A 15,625-nucleotide genomic window follows, 5' to 3' on the forward strand; every position below is an offset into this window, starting at 1 on the left:
TGGGGGTCCGGGGGGCGAAGCACCCCCGGCGGTCAGCCGGCCCAGCGCGCCGGGATCAGCCCCCGCAGCGCATTGCCCAGCCACAGCCGCACCCGCGGCAGATCCTCTGCAGCCAGCACCTCCTCGGGGCAGCCGACCTCGGCCCGCAGCACCCCCGGCAACAGCCCGCAAGACAAGGGCGGCGTCCGCAGCCCCTGGCCGCGATCAAAGAAGACCGAGGTGATCGACCCGTCGCAAACCTCGCCCCGCTCGTTCAGGAACAAGACCTCGTCCAGCCCCGCCGCCAGCGACGCCCGCGCCCGGTCATAGGCCCCCCGCCTTGTGGACTTCACCCGCAACCACGGATCACCCGACGACAACCGCTCGGCCGCCAGCCCCACGCGCCACTCGGCCTTGACCGGGGGCAGCGCCGCCACCTCCCAGAGCACCGCGCCAAAGGCATCCAGCGTCAGCCGCAGCCGCGCCGGATGATCCGGCCCTGCCGGCACCACCTCGGGGCAGGCCCAGCCCAGCCATCCCGCGCTGCGCCGCAGCCGCGCCGCATGCAGCGGCCAGCGCGGGGCGGCCGTGCCATCCCACAGCACCGTCTCGATCAGCCTCAGCCCCGGCGCACCGCCGCCTTCACGAAGCGCGCTTTCCACAGCGCCTCCTCCCATTCTCCTTCGGCGGTGGACCCATGCACCACGCCACCGCCCACGTTCATCACGATGTCCGACCCGCTGACGGCCAGCGTCCGAATCGCCACGCTGAAATCCGCCCGCCCGAAGCCTGATCCGTCGTCCGGCGCCATCCACCCCACCGCGCCGCAATAGACGCCGCGCGGGAACGGCTCCACCTCGCGGATGATCTCCATCGCCCGGATCTTCGGCGCCCCGGTCACGCTGCCGCAGGGGAACAAGGCCCCCATCAGCCCCGGCAGCCCCACCGGCCCCGCCAGAACGCCTTCGACCGTGGACGTCATCTGATGCACCGTCGCATAGGTCTCGACGGCGAACAAAGACGGCACCCGCACCGACCCCACCTTCGCCAGCCGCGAGATGTCGTTGCGCAGAAGATCCACGATCATCAGGTTCTCGGCCCGGTCCTTCCCGGCCGCCCGCAACTCGGCCACGATCGCCGCGTCCTCGGCTGCATCCGCCCCCCGCGGCCGCGTGCCCTTCATCGGCCGGGTGACGATCCGCCCGCCGTCCACCCGAAAGAACAGCTCGGGCGAGCGCGACACCACCACCGGCCCCACCCCCAGATCGACAAAGGCCCCGTGCCCCACCGCCCCGGTCCGCCGGAGCGCGCCATAGAGCCCCAGCGCAGTCCCCGACACCAGCCGCGCCCGCATCGGAAAGGTCAGGTTCACCTGATAGCAGTCGCCCGCCGCGATGTACTCCAGCACCCGCGCCGCCGCCCGGCCATAGGCCCGCCGCCCCACCACCGGCTCGGGCGCCGTCATCCAGGTGCCCCGCCCCTCCTCGGCCGCCCGCGCCAGCACCGCCTCGGCCGACACCGGCCCGTCATACACCCCCAGCGCCAGCAGCGGCCCCGCCCGCCGCCGCGGCATCCGCCGCCGCAACCGGGCCTCCAGCGCATAGCCGGCCTCATAGCCCACATAGCCTGCCACCCAGGCCCCCGCCGCCCGTACCGCCTCGGCCCGCGCCAGCGCCGGCGCCACCTCGGCCCCCTGTTCAGCGATGATCACCTCACGCGGCCGGTCAAAGGCCGCCGGCCTCCCCTCTGGCCCATGTTCGACAAGGATCACCGCGCGCCCCCCTTTCGGACCCCCAGCAATAGGCCCATCCACCGCCCCGATCCAGCCCGCCGCAGACACCCCGGCCGCCGTTCCCGACAGGCGCCTTTGCCCCTTGCGCCCGGGCCGCGCCTGTCTATAACCCGCACAATTTTGCGCGACAGATGGGGGCCGACCATGCCGAAGCGGACAGACATCCATTCGATCATGATTATCGGCGCAGGCCCCATCGTCATCGGCCAGGCCTGCGAGTTCGACTACTCCGGCGCCCAGGCCTGCAAGGCGCTGCGCGAGGAAGGCTACCGCGTCATCCTGGTGAACTCGAACCCCGCCACCATCATGACCGACCCAGGGCTGGCCGATGCGACCTATATCGAGCCGATAACCCCCGAAGTCGTCGCCAAGATCATCGAGAAGGAACGCCCCGACGCCATCCTGCCCACCATGGGCGGGCAGACCGGCCTCAACACCGCCCTGGCGCTGGCCGACATGGGCGTGTTGGATAAGTTCAACGTGGAACTGATCGGGGCCAAGCGCCCGGCCATCGAAATGGCAGAAGATCGCAAGTTGTTCCGCGAGGCGATGGACCGGATCGGGCTTGAAAACCCCAAGGCAACCATCATCGCCGCCCCGAAGAAGGCCGACGGCAAGTATGACATCGCCGCCGGCGTGGCCGAGGCGCTGGCCGCCATCGAATACGTCGGCCTGCCCGCCATCATCCGCCCCGCTTTCACCCTGGGCGGCACCGGCGGCGGCGTCGCCTACAACCGCGACGACTATGAGGCCATCGTGAAATCCGGCCTCGAAGCCTCGCCCGTGGCGCAGGTTCTGGTCGATGAATCCCTCCTCGGCTGGAAGGAATTCGAGATGGAGGTGGTCCGCGACAAGGCCGACAATGCCATCATCGTCTGTTCCATCGAGAACGTCGATCCGATGGGCGTGCACACCGGCGATTCCATCACCGTGGCGCCCGCCCTGACGCTGACCGACAAGGAATACCAGATCATGCGCAACGGCAGCATCGCCGTCCTGCGCGAGATCGGGGTGGAAACCGGCGGCTCGAATGTGCAGTGGGCGATCAACCCGGCGGACGGCCGCATGGTCGTGATCGAGATGAACCCCCGCGTGTCGCGGAGTTCCGCACTGGCGTCGAAAGCCACCGGCTTCCCCATCGCCAAGATCGCCGCCAAGCTGGCCGTCGGCTACACGCTGGACGAGCTTGACAACGACATCACCAAGGTCACCCCCGCCTCGTTCGAACCCTCCATCGACTATGTCGTGACCAAGATCCCCCGCTTCGCCTTCGAGAAATTCCCCGGCTCGGAACCCAACCTCACCACCGCGATGAAATCGGTGGGCGAGGCGATGGCCATCGGCCGCACCATCCACGAAAGCCTGCAAAAGGCCCTGGCGTCCCTGGAAACCGGCCTCACCGGCTTCGACGAGATCGCCATCCCCGGCGCGCCCGACAAGGCCGCCATCTCCAAGGCCCTCAGCCTGGCCACCCCCGACCGGCTGCGCACCATCGCCCAGGCCATGCGCCACGGACTGTCGAACGACGAGATCGAAGCCATCACCGCCTTCGACCCCTGGTTCCTGGCCCGCATCCGCGAGATCATCGAAACCGAGGCGCAAATCCGCCGCGATGGCCTGCCCGTCACCGCCGAAGCCCTGCGCGCGCTGAAAATGATGGGTTTCACCGACGCCCGCCTCGCCAAGCTGACCGGCCGCGACGAGGCGCAAATCCGCCGGGCCCGGCAACGCCTCGGCGTCCGCGCCGTCTTCAAGCGCATCGACACCTGCGCCGCCGAGTTCGAGGCCCAGACCCCCTACATGTATTCCACCTACGAATCCCCCGCGATGGGCGACGTGGAATGCGAATCCCGCCCCTCGGCCGCGAAAAAGGTGGTCATCCTCGGCGGCGGCCCCAACCGCATCGGCCAGGGCATCGAGTTCGACTACTGCTGCTGCCACGCCTGCTTTGCCCTGACCGCGGCGGGCTATGAGACCATCATGGTCAACTGCAACCCGGAAACCGTCTCGACCGACTACGACACCTCGGACCGGCTGTATTTCGAACCGCTGACGCTGGAACACGTGCTGGAAATCCTGCGCGTGGAACAGGAAAACGGCACGCTGCACGGCGTGATCGTCCAGTTCGGCGGCCAGACGCCCCTGAAACTCGCCAACGCCCTGCACGAAAGCGGCATCCCGATCCTCGGCACCACCCCCGACGCCATCGACCTGGCCGAGGACCGCGAGCGGTTCCAGGGCCTCCTTCACGCCCTTGGCCTCCGCCAGCCCCACAACGGCACCGCCCGCTCGCGCGACCAGGCCTTCGCCGTGGCGCGCGACGTCGGCTATCCGCTGGTCATCCGTCCCAGCTTCGTCCTCGGCGGCCGCGCGATGGAGATCGTCCGCTCGGATGAGCAGCTGGAACGCTACATCACCACCGCCGTGCAGGTCTCGGGCGACAGCCCGGTGCTGCTGGACAGCTACCTTTCCGGCGCCGTCGAGGTCGATGTCGACGCCCTGTCGGACGGCACCAACGTCCACGTCGCGGGCATCATGGAGCATATCGAAGAGGCCGGCGTCCATTCCGGCGACAGCGCCTGCTGCCTGCCGCCGCACCAGCTCTCCGCCGCCACGGTCGAGGAGCTGAAGCGCCAGACCGTCCAGATGGCCCGCGCGCTGAACGTCGTCGGGCTGATGAACGTGCAGTTCGCCATCAAGGACGGGGTGATCTACGTGCTGGAGGTGAACCCCCGCGCCAGCCGCACCGTGCCCTTCGTGGCCAAGGCCACCGACAGCGCCATCGCCAGCATCGCCGCCCGCCTGATGGCGGGTGAGCCGTTGTCGAACTTCCCCATGCGCGCGCCCTACGCCGCCGATGTCGGCCCCGACAGCCCCCTGCCGCTGGCCGACCCGATGACGCTGGCCGACCCGATCACGCCCTGGTTCAGCGTCAAAGAGGCCGTCCTCCCCTTCGCCCGCTTCCCCGGCGTCGACCCGCTCCTCGGCCCGGAAATGCGCTCGACCGGAGAGGTGATGGGCTGGGACCGCACCTTCGCGCTGGCCTTCCTCAAGGCCCAGATGGGCGCAGGCACCCACCTGCCCGAAACCGGCCGCGTCTTCCTGTCCGTCAAGGACACGGACAAGACCGAGCCCCTTGCGGCCGCCGCCCGCGACCTCGTGGCGATGGGCTTCCAGATCGTCGCCACCCGCGGCACCTCCACCTGGCTAAGCGGGCACGGAGTGCCCAGCGAAAGCGTCGCCAAAGTCTACGAAGGCCGCCCGAACATCGTCGACCGCCTGAAGAACGGCGACATCGCCCTGGTGCTGAACACCACCGACGGCACCCAGGCCGTTTCCGACAGCCGAGACATCCGCCGCGTCGCCCTGATGGACAAGATCCCCTACTTCACCACGGCCGCGGCGAGCATCGCGGCCGTGGAGGCGATGAAGGCGCGGGGCGAAGGGTATGGGGTTAGGACGTTGCAGGGGTAAGTTTGCGTAACTAAACCCGCACTTCGACAAATCGATAATCCGGTTCTGGCAATTTCTCCAAATCAGTCGGTAAGATCTCTTTTGTTAGCGGAACAAAGAAGTCAAAACTGCCGATATGAAAGTGAAGCATGTTCCAGCGGTCCTCTACGTGTAAGAGTGTTGCCGAAGCTGATCCATCGTCATCGTTTAGCAGATGAGTTCCACAAATCAAATACCACCAGCGATCACCTCGTCTCGGTGATCGGGCAAAACTTCTTGCGGCGTTGTATTTGTCTCTTTGGGCGAAGGCTTCATCTGCGAATGAAACAGCCTCGAGTCCCATCTTGATGAGTAGCCGACATTGTGCGACTGGCTTTCTGGGCTCAGCGTAGACAAGCATTCTGTCTAAGCCGCCAGAAAGAATTCTGTTTTCAATTTCAACGTTCTTTGGATCGAGACCAATAGTATTCTTCCAAGGGGATGCGCTGAGTCTCCCAAGATCTGATTTCATCGAAGCCCATTTTCCACGCTTTGTGATGATGCCATTCGATATCCTCAGAATATTGAACGGATAGTCATCCAGCGCCTCACGCTCAACCGTAGTTCCAAAGTACTGATTGCATCGATTGCAGACTGAACCTTTAGGCGCGCAAAAAGAATCATCGCCTCCCAGAGACTCCGGAACAATATGCTCACGTCGGTCCGCTGGCTCGGTATTTGAACGGCAAAAAAGGCAAGGCATGGACAGCAACAACTCGCTGTGGTCAAGGTCTGGCGCACTCTTAGCTGCACGTCAGCATAGGCGAAAAGGGCTAGACGTCACATGCCAAAAGTCGCCTACCCCGCCCGATTTGTCCCGCGACAAATCGGGCCGCGCCTGCCTGCCCCTCGGCAGGCGCGTTCCGCGCCCGCCCAGGCAGGCGCGTCCCGATTTCCAACCCGCAGACCCAGCCGCACCCCCCTTGCCCTGCGGCCTCACGGCCTGCGGGCAATCGGGCCGGGCGACCGTCCACTGGACGGTCGCTCTCCGGCCCTCTGGGCGTCCCGTCCCACGCGGCGCTTGACTTGTCGCGCCGGAAGGCCCATCTCCGACCGGTCCGATGCCCGTGCCGCGTGAGCACCTTCTGGCCCGGACACCAGGTTCCCACCATCACGCAGGGGCGCCGCAAGCGGCACGGTCACCGGGGTTCCCTGGCGACGAGGGTCGTTTGCCCTCTGACGGAACGGACCTGACATGACCACCTTCGAAGCCCTGGGCCTTTCGCCCAAACTGCTGAAAGCCCTTGAGAAAACCGTGATGCGGGTGCCGACGCCGATCCAGGCGCAGGCGATCCCCGCGATCATGGCCGGCAAGGATCTGCTGGGCCTGGCGCAGACCGGCACCGGCAAGACCGCTGCTTTTGGCCTGCCGCTGCTGCACCGCCTGCTCGACATCGGGCATCCCCCCGGCCCCAAGAACGTGCGCGCGCTGATCCTTGTGCCCACCCGGGAACTGGCCAACCAGATCCGCGAGCATCTGGAGATCTTCACCAAGGGCACCGCGATCAAGGTGGTCATGGTGGTCGGCGGGGCCTCGATCAACAAGCAGTCGCAGGCGCTGGTGCGCGGGGCCGACGTGCTGGTCGCCACCCCCGGCCGGCTGCAGGACCTGATCGACCGCGGCGATGTCTCCCTTGAGAAATGCGGCTATCTGGTGCTGGACGAGGCCGACCACATGCTGGACATGGGCTTCATCCACGCCCTGCGCCGGATCGCCAAGCACATTCCCCTGCGGCGCCAGACCCTGATGTTCAGCGCCACCATGCCCAAGGACATCGACGAGATCGCCGCCACCTACCTGCGCGACCCGGTCAAGGTGCAGGTGGCCCCCCCCGGCAAGCCGGCCGAGAAGGTGTCTCAGGCGGTGCATTTCATTCCCAACGGCGACAAGGCCAAGCTGCTGGAGACCTACCTCAAGACGCATGAAGGCGAACAAGCGCTGGTGTTCTGCCGCACCAAGCACGGCTCCGACAAGCTGGCCAAGGTGCTGGGCGTCTGGGGCTTCAAGGTCGGCGCCATCCACGGCAACCGCAGCCAGGGCCAGCGTGACCGGGTGCTGGCCGAATTCCGCGCCGAGGAACTGGACGTGCTGGTCGCCACCGACGTCGCCGCGCGCGGCATCGACATTCCCACGGTGCGCCACGTCTACAACTACGACATGCCCAACGTGCCGGAAAACTACGTCCACCGCATCGGCCGCACGGCGCGGGCGGGGGCCAATGGCTCCAGCATCAGCTTCTGCGCCCCGGCCGAGATGGGTGAGTTGCAGGCCATCGAGAAGATCCTGAAAAAGGTGATCCCGGTGATCGGCGGCGCGCCCTGGGCGGCCGATGTGGTGGCGGCAGCGCCGCGGCCCGGCCAGAACCGCGGGCAGCGGGCGCAGGGCGGCGGGCGCCAGGGCCAGCAGCAGACCAAGAACCCGGCGAAGTCGGGGCCAAAGCCGGCTGGCCGGCCGCAGGCGCCCAAGCCGCGGGCGGCAGGCGGCGGGCAGGCCCCGAAGCGCAGCCGGACTAGCTGACCTCGTCTTCCAGGTTCAGCTTCATCTCCAGCAGCACCTGCTGGATGGCCAGGGTCTCGCGCAGCATCCGCTTGGCCTCGTTGATGGTGATCCGGCCGTCGCCGATGGCCGAGTTGTATTCGCTCATCAGCATGGCAAAGCGCTGCGCCAGGGCGACCACGTCCTGGTTCACCCCCTTGGACGCGGCGTTGCGCTTCTCGGCATCGTAGCTGAGGGTGATGCCGCGCAGGTCGCACAGCGCCGCCGTCACATGCGGAAAGCGCGCGGCGGACTCCAGCTCGGCCACCACGTCGATCGGCATGAAACGGTCGTCATGCTCGTCGCTGTCCGAATAGTAGCGGCCCAGCGTCGCCTTCGACTTGCCGGTGATCGCGCAGGCTGCCTCGATGCCCACGTCCTTCACCAGGGCTTCGGTGTGCTTCTTGAGATAGCTTGCTGTCGACATCCTGCGCCTCCGCGCCTTTGCGGCGACTCGTTCGGGGAAAACACCATCGATTTTCCCATTAATCCCGCAACAAGTCTTTGTCATGGATAAAGACGTTCCGGGCAACCGGGACTGTAGCGAGTGGCCGGTGTCCCCAGCATCGGCTTAGGGTGGGGGTTCGCCGTGCACGTGTCCTTCGGGGCGTGGGTCAGGCAACTTTGCAGTTGGCGGGTCTGGTTCGAGTGAATGGTTTGACCGGCGCTTGCCGGTCGCGTGGATGGTTTCAGGCCCGACGCACCCCCGCCCGTGTCTTTCCGGACCGTGTCGTTTCATGCCACCACCGGAACGCGGCCCCCACCCGCTCGCGCAGGCTTGCGTGCCGCTTTTTGCGGCGGTAGGCGGGGGCATGGCCAAGCTTCACTTCCATTATTCGACCATGAATGCGGGCAAATCGACCCTGCTTCTGCAGGCGGCCCACAACTACCGCGAAGGTGGCATGGAGACCTATCTGATCACCGCGCGCTTCGATGGCCGCGCGGGGGTGGGACGGATCGGCAGCCGGATCGGGATCGGCGCGGATGCCGATACCTTCGAGCCTGGCGAAGACATGTTCGCCAAGATCCTGGCCCGGATGGCGCAAGGGCCGGTCGCCTGCGTCTTCATCGACGAGGCGCAATTCCTGTCGCAGGATCAGGTCTGGCAACTGGCCCGCGTGGTCGATGACCTGAAGGTGCCGGTCATGGCCTACGGGCTGCGGGTGGATTTCCAGGGCAACCTGTTCCCCGGATCGGCCGCACTGCTGGCCTGGGCCGACGAGATGCGCGAGGTCCGCACCATCTGCCATTGCGGCCGCAAGGCGACGATGGTGGTCCGCAAAGGGCCGGACGGGCGGGCGCTGAAGACCGGCGAGCAGGTGGTGATCGGCGGCAACGAGACCTACCAGAGCCTGTGCCGCAAGCACTGGCGCGAGGCGATGGGCAAGTAGACCGCCGTTTCAGGCCGGTCTGGTGGCAACAAGGCCAACCACGGCCGACAGGCCGGAATGGCCCGCGCCTTCGTCCAGCACCTCTTCGGTCTCCTCAAGCAGGTCGATCCGAAGGTCGCCGAAGGCGTCGCGCAACAGCGCGGGGGTGTAGAGGTTCGCCTCTTCCGAGGGGCCGCCGGTGCGGTGGAGCAGTTGCCGCGGCGTGTAGCCGACCACGATCAGCGCGCCGCCGGGGCGCAGGGCGCGCAGCATCCCCTCCCATTTGCGCGCCCGCTGCTGGGGCGTGCTGAACTGCGAGAACACGTCGACCACGAGGTCGAAGGCGGCCTCGGGGTAGGGCCAGTCATGCACGTCGGCCTCGACCAGATGCAGCGTCACGCCATGGCGGGTGGCCAGATCGGCCGCCTTGCGCTGCGCCACGGCCGAGAAATCAAGGCTGGTCACCTGCCAGCCCCGCGCCGCCAGCCAGACGCCGTTGCGGCCCTCGCCATCGGCGACGCAAAGGGCCTTGCCCGCGGGCAGGTCCGCGGCGTGACGGGCGAGAAACGTGTTGGGCCCCTCGCCAAAGACGAAATCGGCGGTGTCGAAGCGGCTGTTCCAGCGGGCCAGGTCGGGGCGGATCAGGTCGGGGCGGATCAGGGCGGGGCGGGGCATCGGGGCGGCTTCCTCCTCGGGCGGGTCGAAGGCGGGGGCGGCGTGATCCTCGGCCGTGTCGGGGCAGGCATGGGCCGCCTTGCCGGCCCGCGCCCGCAGCGCGATCATCAGCCCGGCGACCACGATCAGCGCCATGCCGATCCAGGCCAGGGCCGACAGCGTTTCGCCCCAGATCGCCCAGGACCAGAAGGCCGAGGCGGGCAGGATGACGTATTCCAGCACGCTGACCCGGCCGGCATCGGCAATCTGGTAGGCCCGGATCATCATCCCGACGCCCAGAAGCGAGCCGGTGGCCTGGATGAAGGTCCAGAAATAGAAGGTCGAAGAGGGCCAGACCGGCCCGCGCATCAGGAACCCCTCCGGCCCCGCCGGCGCGACCACCGGCAGGACGGCCAGCACCGCCATGCCGATCAGGCCGAACAGGCCCAGCGCGGTGAAGAACCCCGCCAGCAGGGTCTCGGCGCTTTCCTCGGCGCACCACTCCTTGGTGGCGATGTTGCCCAGGGCATACATGGCGCCCGCTGCCACCGGCAGCACGGCCGCCAGCGAGGCGCCGGACAGGGCCTCGGGGCCAAGCACCAGGATGACGCCCAGGAAACCCGCGGCCACGGCCAGGATGCGGATGGGGCCGATGCGGTGGCCGTAGACGAAGCGCGAGATCAGCAGCACGAAGATCGGCGCGGTGAACAGGCCGGCAGCGACGATGGCCACCGGCAGGAAGGCCAGCGCGCCGAAGTAGATCAGCATCGCGGTGCCATGGATCGCCGACCGCGCCACCACCGACCGCAGCCTGACCGGTCGCAGCCGCAGGCCCAGAAGCGGCATCATCAGCCCCAGCAGCGCAAGCGCCATCACGGCCCGGGTGACGTGGAATTGCCAGAGGCCCGCCTCGGCCGCGATCACCCGGACATAATTGTCGGTGAAGCCGATGACCGTGGCATAGATCAGGATCAGCCCGGCGGCAAAAAGCGTTCTGTCGGCCTGGGCCATGATTGCGGAAAATCCTTCGCTTCCGTCCGCAGTCAAGCCTGCTAACCTGCGGACTGCGCGCTTGAAAGCGACATGCGGGGGAGGAGAAGAGATGGGCTGGCTGGCCGACGAGACGGGGTTGGGCAAGTGCGCGGCGAACCATGTGCCGCTGACGCCGCTGTCGCATCTGAAACGCGCGGCGGATGTCTTTGCCGAACGGACGGCGGTGGTCTGGAAGGACAGGCGACTCAGCTATGCGGACTATGCGGCGCGGGTGACGCTTCTGGCCAGCGCGCTTACCCGGCGCGGCATAAGGCCGGGCGACGTGGTGGCGACGCTGTTGCCGAACATCCCCGCCCAGGCCGAAGCGCATTTCGGCGTGCCGGCCTGCGGGGCGGTCTTGAACACCATCAACACCCGGCTGGACGTGGACACGGTGGCCTATATCTTCGGCCATGCCGGGGCCAAGCTGGTGCTGTGCGACAGCGCCTTCATCGCGCTGGCCGAGCAGGCGATCCGCAAGATGGACGGCGCTGCGCCGCAGATCATCGAGGTGGTGGACCACGGGCACCAGGCCTCGGGTCACTACCTGACCTATGAGGGACTGCTGGAAAAGGGCGATCCCGGGTTCGACTGGCTGATGCCCGAGGATGAATGGGAATCGCTGGCGATCAACTACACCAGCGGCACCACGGGGCGGCCCAAGGGTGTGGTCTACCACCACCGCGGCGCCTATCTGGCGACCACGGCGAATGCCATCGGCTGGCGGATGACGCTGTTCCCGGTCTACCTGACCATCGTGCCGCTGTTCCACTGCAACGGCTGGTGCCACACCTGGATGCTGCCGATGCTGGGCGGCACCCTGGTCTGCTGCCGCGACGTGACGGCGAAGGCGATCTACGATGCCATCGCCGACGAAGGCGTCACCCATTTCGGCGGCGCGCCGATCGTGTTGAACACGATGGTGAACGCAAGACCCGAGGAGCGGCGCGAATTTTCGCATATCGTCGAGGTGTTCACCGCCGGCGCCCCTCCGCCCGCCGCAACGCTGGCGGCGTTCGAGCCCTTGGGGTTCAACGTGACCCAGGTCTACGGGTTGACCGAGACCTACGGACCTTCGACCGAATGCCTGTGGCAGCCCGACTGGGACGGGACCGAGGGCGCCCGGCGGGCCGACTACAAGGCGCGGCAAGGCGTGCGGATGGCGATGCTGGAGGGCGCCGAAGCGCATGACACCCACGGCGTGCCGGTGCCGCGCGACGCCCATCACCTGGGCGAGATCGCGATGCGCGGCAACCTGGTGATGAAGGGCTACTACCGCAACCCCGAAGCCACCGCCGAGGCCTTCAAGGGCGGCTGGTTCCGGTCGGGCGACATCGCGCTGCAGCACCCCGACGGCTATCTGCAGATCACCGACCGGGCCAAGGACATCATCATCTCGGGCGGCGAGAACGTCAGTTCGGTCGAGGTCGAGGGCGCGCTGATGAAACACCCGGCGGTGAACCTTTGCGCCGTGGTGGCCAAGCCCGACGAGAAGTGGGGCGAGGTGCCCTGTGCCTTTGTCGAGCTGAAGCCGGGGCAATCGGCGACCGAGGCGGAGCTGATCGCGCATTGCCGGGACCTGCTGGCCGGGTTCAAGACGCCCAAGCACGTGATCTTTCACGAATTGCCGAAGACCAGCACCGGCAAGATCCAGAAGTTCGAACTGCGCGCGGTGGCCAAGCTGATCTGATTGTGCCCTGCGGCGGCGGCGGCTAAGGTTCCCCGGGGCAGGGAACGGGGCTGGCAGGGGCCGATGACGGCACTGAAGAAGTATCAGCGGCTAGAGACCTCGGGGCTTTGGCGCGAGGCTGCGGGTGGCCAGCGGCAAGAGGTGGTCGTCCGGCTGGGCGAGGCCACGCTGATGCTGACCGACCCGCGGTCCGAGGCCGTGCTGAGCCACTGGTCGCTGCCGGCGGTGGTGCGGCGCAACCCGGGCGAGCGGCCGGCGCTGTTCGCCCCGGGCGAAGAGACGGCCGAGACCCTGGAACTGACCGACGACGACATGATCGCCGCCTTGAAGACGGTGCAGGCGGCGGTGCGCCAGGCCACGCCGCGGCCAGGCCGGCTGCGGGCGGTGCTGATCGGCGGCACCACGCTGGCAATCCTGCTGGTCGCGGTGCTGGTTCTGCCGGGGGTGCTGAAGACCCACACCGCCAGCGTGGTGCCGGCGGCCAAGCGGGCCGAGATCGGCCAGCGCGCGCTGGACGACGTCACCCGCCTGACCGGCGCGCCCTGCGACGGGGCGCTGGGGCTACCGGCGCTGGCCAAGCTTTCGGAACGGGTCTTCGGCCCCGAGGACACGCCGATCCTCTACCTGCTGCCCGAAGGCCTGCTGCGCCCCGCCCACCTGCCCGGCGGCGTGATCCTGCTGCCAGGAAGTCTGGTCGAGACCGACACCCCCGAGGCACTGGCCGCTGCCGCCCTGGCGGAAGGCGTGGCCGCACGGGGCGATGACCCGCTGCTGCCGATCCTTGACCACGCCGGGCTGCGGGCAAGCTTCGAACTGCTCACCTCGGGCGAGTTGCCCGCCGCGGCGCTGGCGGGCTATGGCGAGGCTTTCCTGAGCGCCGCCCCGCCGCCGCTGGCCGATGCCACGCTGATCCAGGCCGCAAGGGACGCACAGGTGCCGCTCTCGGCCTATGCCCGCTGGCGCGATCCTTCGGGCAAGGCCACCGCCGGCCTGCTGGAGGGCGATCCCTACCGTGGTCTGATGCCCAGCCCGCTGTTGCCCGACGACGACTGGATCTCCCTGCAATCGGTCTGCAGCGACTGAACCGCCAGGCCGCCGCGCCGCCGGCCTAGCGGACGATCATCGCATCGCTGAAGCCGGCCTTGCGGGCGGCCGCCAGCGCCGCCCCCGCCTCGGCCGCCGAGGCGAAGGGTCCGGCATAGACCACCGTCAGCGCCCCACCCTTGAGCGACCCGCGTGCCACCGGCAGGCCCAGGGCGCCAAGCCGCCCGGCCGCGCCTTCGGCGTTCGAGGGCACGCCGAAGGTGCCGACCTGCACCATCAGCCGCCCGGCCGAAGCTTCGCCGATCTGCACCACGCGACGCCCGTCCGACTTGGTCGAGACCACCACGCCCTCATGCTCGGAGGTGCTTCCGTCCCGGTGGCGCACGATCACTGTCAGCGGGGGCTTCGGCTTTTGCCAGTCTTCGCGCAGTTCGGCCGGCACCGTCCGGGTCCAGACCTCGTCCTGCTGATAGACGCCGTCGACGGTCTGCTTGCCGCGGTTCGGGTTCAGTCGGTCATCCGTCCAGGCCAGCTTGTAGCCCGGCGGCGGCACGCCCGCAGGCAGCTTGTCCGAAGTCTTATCCACCGCCCCCGCGCCAGCGCCGGCGGTCGCCGTCACCTCGCCAGAAGCCGCGCCGCCATCGGCCGCCCAGGCGGCATAGCCGACCGGAACCCCGTCCAGGCTGCCGTCGACCAGGATCGGCAGGCTGGCCCCGTCCAGCGACCCGTCGCCCCGGGTGCACATCACCTTGGAGCCGCCGCCGCGCAGCTTGAGCCGCTGCGCGACCGGCGTGTCGGCCGGGCAGGCCAGGCGCAGATCGGCCCCCGGCGGCGGGGCCTCGGGCACCAGCCTGACCGTCTCAACCCCGGCCCGGGGCTTTGCCTTCGCCTTGGCCGTGGTCTTGGCCACCGGCTTCGGCGCCGGCTCGGCCGCCGCCATCGCGGTGTCGGCCGGAGCCGGGGCCAGAGTCGGATTCGGGGCCGGCGCGGGGGCTGCAGATGCAGCGCCCGCCATTTCGGTCGGGGCCACGGGGGCGCCCGAGGGCGGATAGCCGCACAGTTGCTTGCGGTCGCGCGTCACCCGCGGCACCCAGGTCACCTTGCCGCCGAAGCCCGCGCGCAAGAACACGCAGCCGGCGCTGTCGACGTATTGCTGGCCCTTGTAGGAACTGGGCGGCACTTCGGCCGGCTCCCTGAGCTGGGCCAAGGCCGGCGCGGCGGCACACACAGCGGCGAGGCAGGCCGCCGACAGAACTTTCCCGAACATGAACGACCCCCAAGCAGTCGCGCAAGTGTGGAACAACCGCTTGAGCGAGTAAAGAGGCTGCGCGCCGGGCCGCTACTTGGTGCCGAACATCCGGTCGCCGGCGTCGCCCAGGCCCGGCACGATATAGCCGTGGTCGTTCAGGTGGCTGTCCACCGCCGCAGTAACGATCGGCACGTCGGGATGCGCCTCCTTCATCCGGGCAATGCCCTCGGGCGCCGCCAGAAGGCAGAGGAACCGGATCTGCCTGGCCCCGGCCTTCTTCAGTAGCGACACCGCGGCGGCGCTGGAATTGCCGGTGGCCAGCATCGGATCGACCACGATGGAAATCCGGTCCTCCAGCTGGTCGGGCAGCTTGCAGTAGTATTGCACCGGGTGCAGCGTCTCGGGGTCGCGGTAAAGCCCGACAAACCCCACCCGGGCGGCCGGGATCAACTCAAGGATGCCGTCCAGAAGGCCGTTGCCGGCCCGCAGGATGCTGACCAGCGCCAGTTTCTTGCCCTCGATGACGGGGGCGTCCATCTCGCAGAGCGGGGTCTCGATGCGGCGGGTCGTCATCGGCAGCTCGCGGGTGACCTCATAGGCCAGAAGCAGGCTGATCTCGCGCAGCAGCTTGCGGAAACTGGCGGTCGAGGTGTCCTTGTCGCGCATCAGGCTCAGCTTGTGCTGCACCAGCGGGTGGGTGACGACGGTCAGATGATCCAGCATGGGCAGCCCTCCTCAGCGATCCTGCCCCGGTATCGACGCCGCGACGGACGCCGTCAAGCGCACC

12 protein-coding genes and 1 pseudogene are annotated in these 15,625 nt (G+C 68.1%); 5 read left to right on the forward strand and 8 right to left on the reverse strand.

Annotated elements, in window-relative coordinates; translation table 11 throughout:
* Nucleotides 1-32: 32 nt before the first annotated feature.
* Both LHP98_RS08560 and LHP98_RS08565 read right to left on the reverse strand, forming a co-directional pair.
* Entirely contained in the window at nucleotides 33-641 is a 609-nt protein-coding gene (locus LHP98_RS08560) for an aminotransferase class IV family protein (RefSeq protein WP_413687634.1), read from the reverse strand.
* Nucleotides 599-1,750, reverse strand: coding sequence for an aminodeoxychorismate synthase component I (locus LHP98_RS08565; RefSeq protein ID WP_227252117.1), 1,152 nt, complete (start codon nucleotides 1,748-1,750; stop codon nucleotides 599-601). Before LHP98_RS08565 ends, LHP98_RS08560 begins: the two co-directional genes overlap by 43 nt.
* Before the next feature lie 165 nt (nucleotides 1,751-1,915).
* Here LHP98_RS08565 and carB point away from each other — a divergent pair, with 165 nt between their 5' ends.
* Complete coding sequence (gene carB, locus LHP98_RS08570) at nucleotides 1,916-5,245, forward strand: carbamoyl-phosphate synthase large subunit (RefSeq protein ID WP_227252118.1); 3,330 nt, start codon at nucleotides 1,916-1,918, stop codon at nucleotides 5,243-5,245.
* Nucleotides 5,246-5,255: 10 nt separating this feature from the next.
* On the opposite strand, the gene LHP98_RS08575 is transcribed toward carB, so the two are convergent.
* Entirely contained in the window at nucleotides 5,256-5,735 is a 480-nt protein-coding gene (locus tag LHP98_RS08575) for a hypothetical protein (RefSeq protein WP_227252536.1), read from the reverse strand.
* Nucleotides 5,736-5,810: 75 nt separating this feature from the next.
* Nucleotides 5,811-5,966 (reverse strand): annotated as a pseudogene (locus LHP98_RS19695) (HNH endonuclease); the annotation flags it as partial.
* 492 nt (nucleotides 5,967-6,458) lie between these two features.
* On the opposite strand from LHP98_RS19695, the gene LHP98_RS08585 reads away from it, so the two are divergent.
* Complete coding sequence (locus LHP98_RS08585) at nucleotides 6,459-7,781, forward strand: DEAD/DEAH box helicase (RefSeq protein WP_227252119.1); 1,323 nt, start codon at nucleotides 6,459-6,461, stop codon at nucleotides 7,779-7,781.
* On the opposite strand, the gene LHP98_RS08590 is transcribed toward LHP98_RS08585, so the two are convergent.
* The gene (locus tag LHP98_RS08590; protein ID WP_227252120.1) at nucleotides 7,774-8,226 is read right to left on the reverse strand and encodes a hypothetical protein; all 453 of its coding nucleotides are present in this window, start codon (nucleotides 8,224-8,226) and stop codon (nucleotides 7,774-7,776) included. The two genes, LHP98_RS08585 and LHP98_RS08590, sit on opposite strands and share 8 nt — an antisense overlap.
* 385 nt (nucleotides 8,227-8,611) lie before the next feature.
* Between LHP98_RS08590 and LHP98_RS08595 the strand changes: the two genes are divergently transcribed.
* Nucleotides 8,612-9,190 carry a thymidine kinase gene (locus LHP98_RS08595; protein ID WP_227252121.1) on the forward strand — a complete coding sequence of 193 codons (579 nt, stop codon included), beginning with the start codon at nucleotides 8,612-8,614 and terminating at the stop codon, nucleotides 9,188-9,190.
* Between the two features lie 9 nt (nucleotides 9,191-9,199).
* On the opposite strand, the gene LHP98_RS08600 is transcribed toward LHP98_RS08595, so the two are convergent.
* Complete coding sequence (locus LHP98_RS08600; RefSeq protein WP_227252122.1) at nucleotides 9,200-10,834, reverse strand: methyltransferase domain-containing protein; 1,635 nt, start codon at nucleotides 10,832-10,834, stop codon at nucleotides 9,200-9,202.
* Between the two features lie 91 nt (nucleotides 10,835-10,925).
* Between LHP98_RS08600 and LHP98_RS08605 the strand changes: the two genes are divergently transcribed.
* Nucleotides 10,926-12,545 (forward strand): AMP-binding protein, encoded by a 1,620-nt coding sequence (locus LHP98_RS08605; protein WP_227252123.1) that lies wholly within the window; start codon nucleotides 10,926-10,928, stop codon nucleotides 12,543-12,545.
* 63 nt (nucleotides 12,546-12,608) lie between these two features.
* Entirely contained in the window at nucleotides 12,609-13,628 is a 1,020-nt protein-coding gene (locus tag LHP98_RS08610; RefSeq protein WP_227252124.1) for a hypothetical protein, read from the forward strand.
* A gap of 25 nt (nucleotides 13,629-13,653) precedes the next feature.
* On the opposite strand, the gene LHP98_RS08615 is transcribed toward LHP98_RS08610, so the two are convergent.
* Nucleotides 13,654-14,856: an SPOR domain-containing protein gene (locus tag LHP98_RS08615; RefSeq protein WP_227252125.1), complete on the reverse strand. Its 1,203-nt coding sequence runs from the start codon at nucleotides 14,854-14,856 to the stop codon at nucleotides 13,654-13,656.
* A 72-nt stretch (nucleotides 14,857-14,928) separates the two neighbouring features.
* Nucleotides 14,929-15,561 carry a uracil phosphoribosyltransferase gene (gene upp / locus LHP98_RS08620; RefSeq protein ID WP_227252126.1) on the reverse strand — a complete coding sequence of 211 codons (633 nt, stop codon included), beginning with the start codon at nucleotides 15,559-15,561 and terminating at the stop codon, nucleotides 14,929-14,931.
* Nucleotides 15,562-15,625: the final 64 nt, after the last annotated feature.

It is taken from the genome of Rhodobacter sp. Har01, assembly GCF_020564565.1.
GTDB lineage: Bacteria > Pseudomonadota > Alphaproteobacteria > Rhodobacterales > Rhodobacteraceae > Pseudogemmobacter.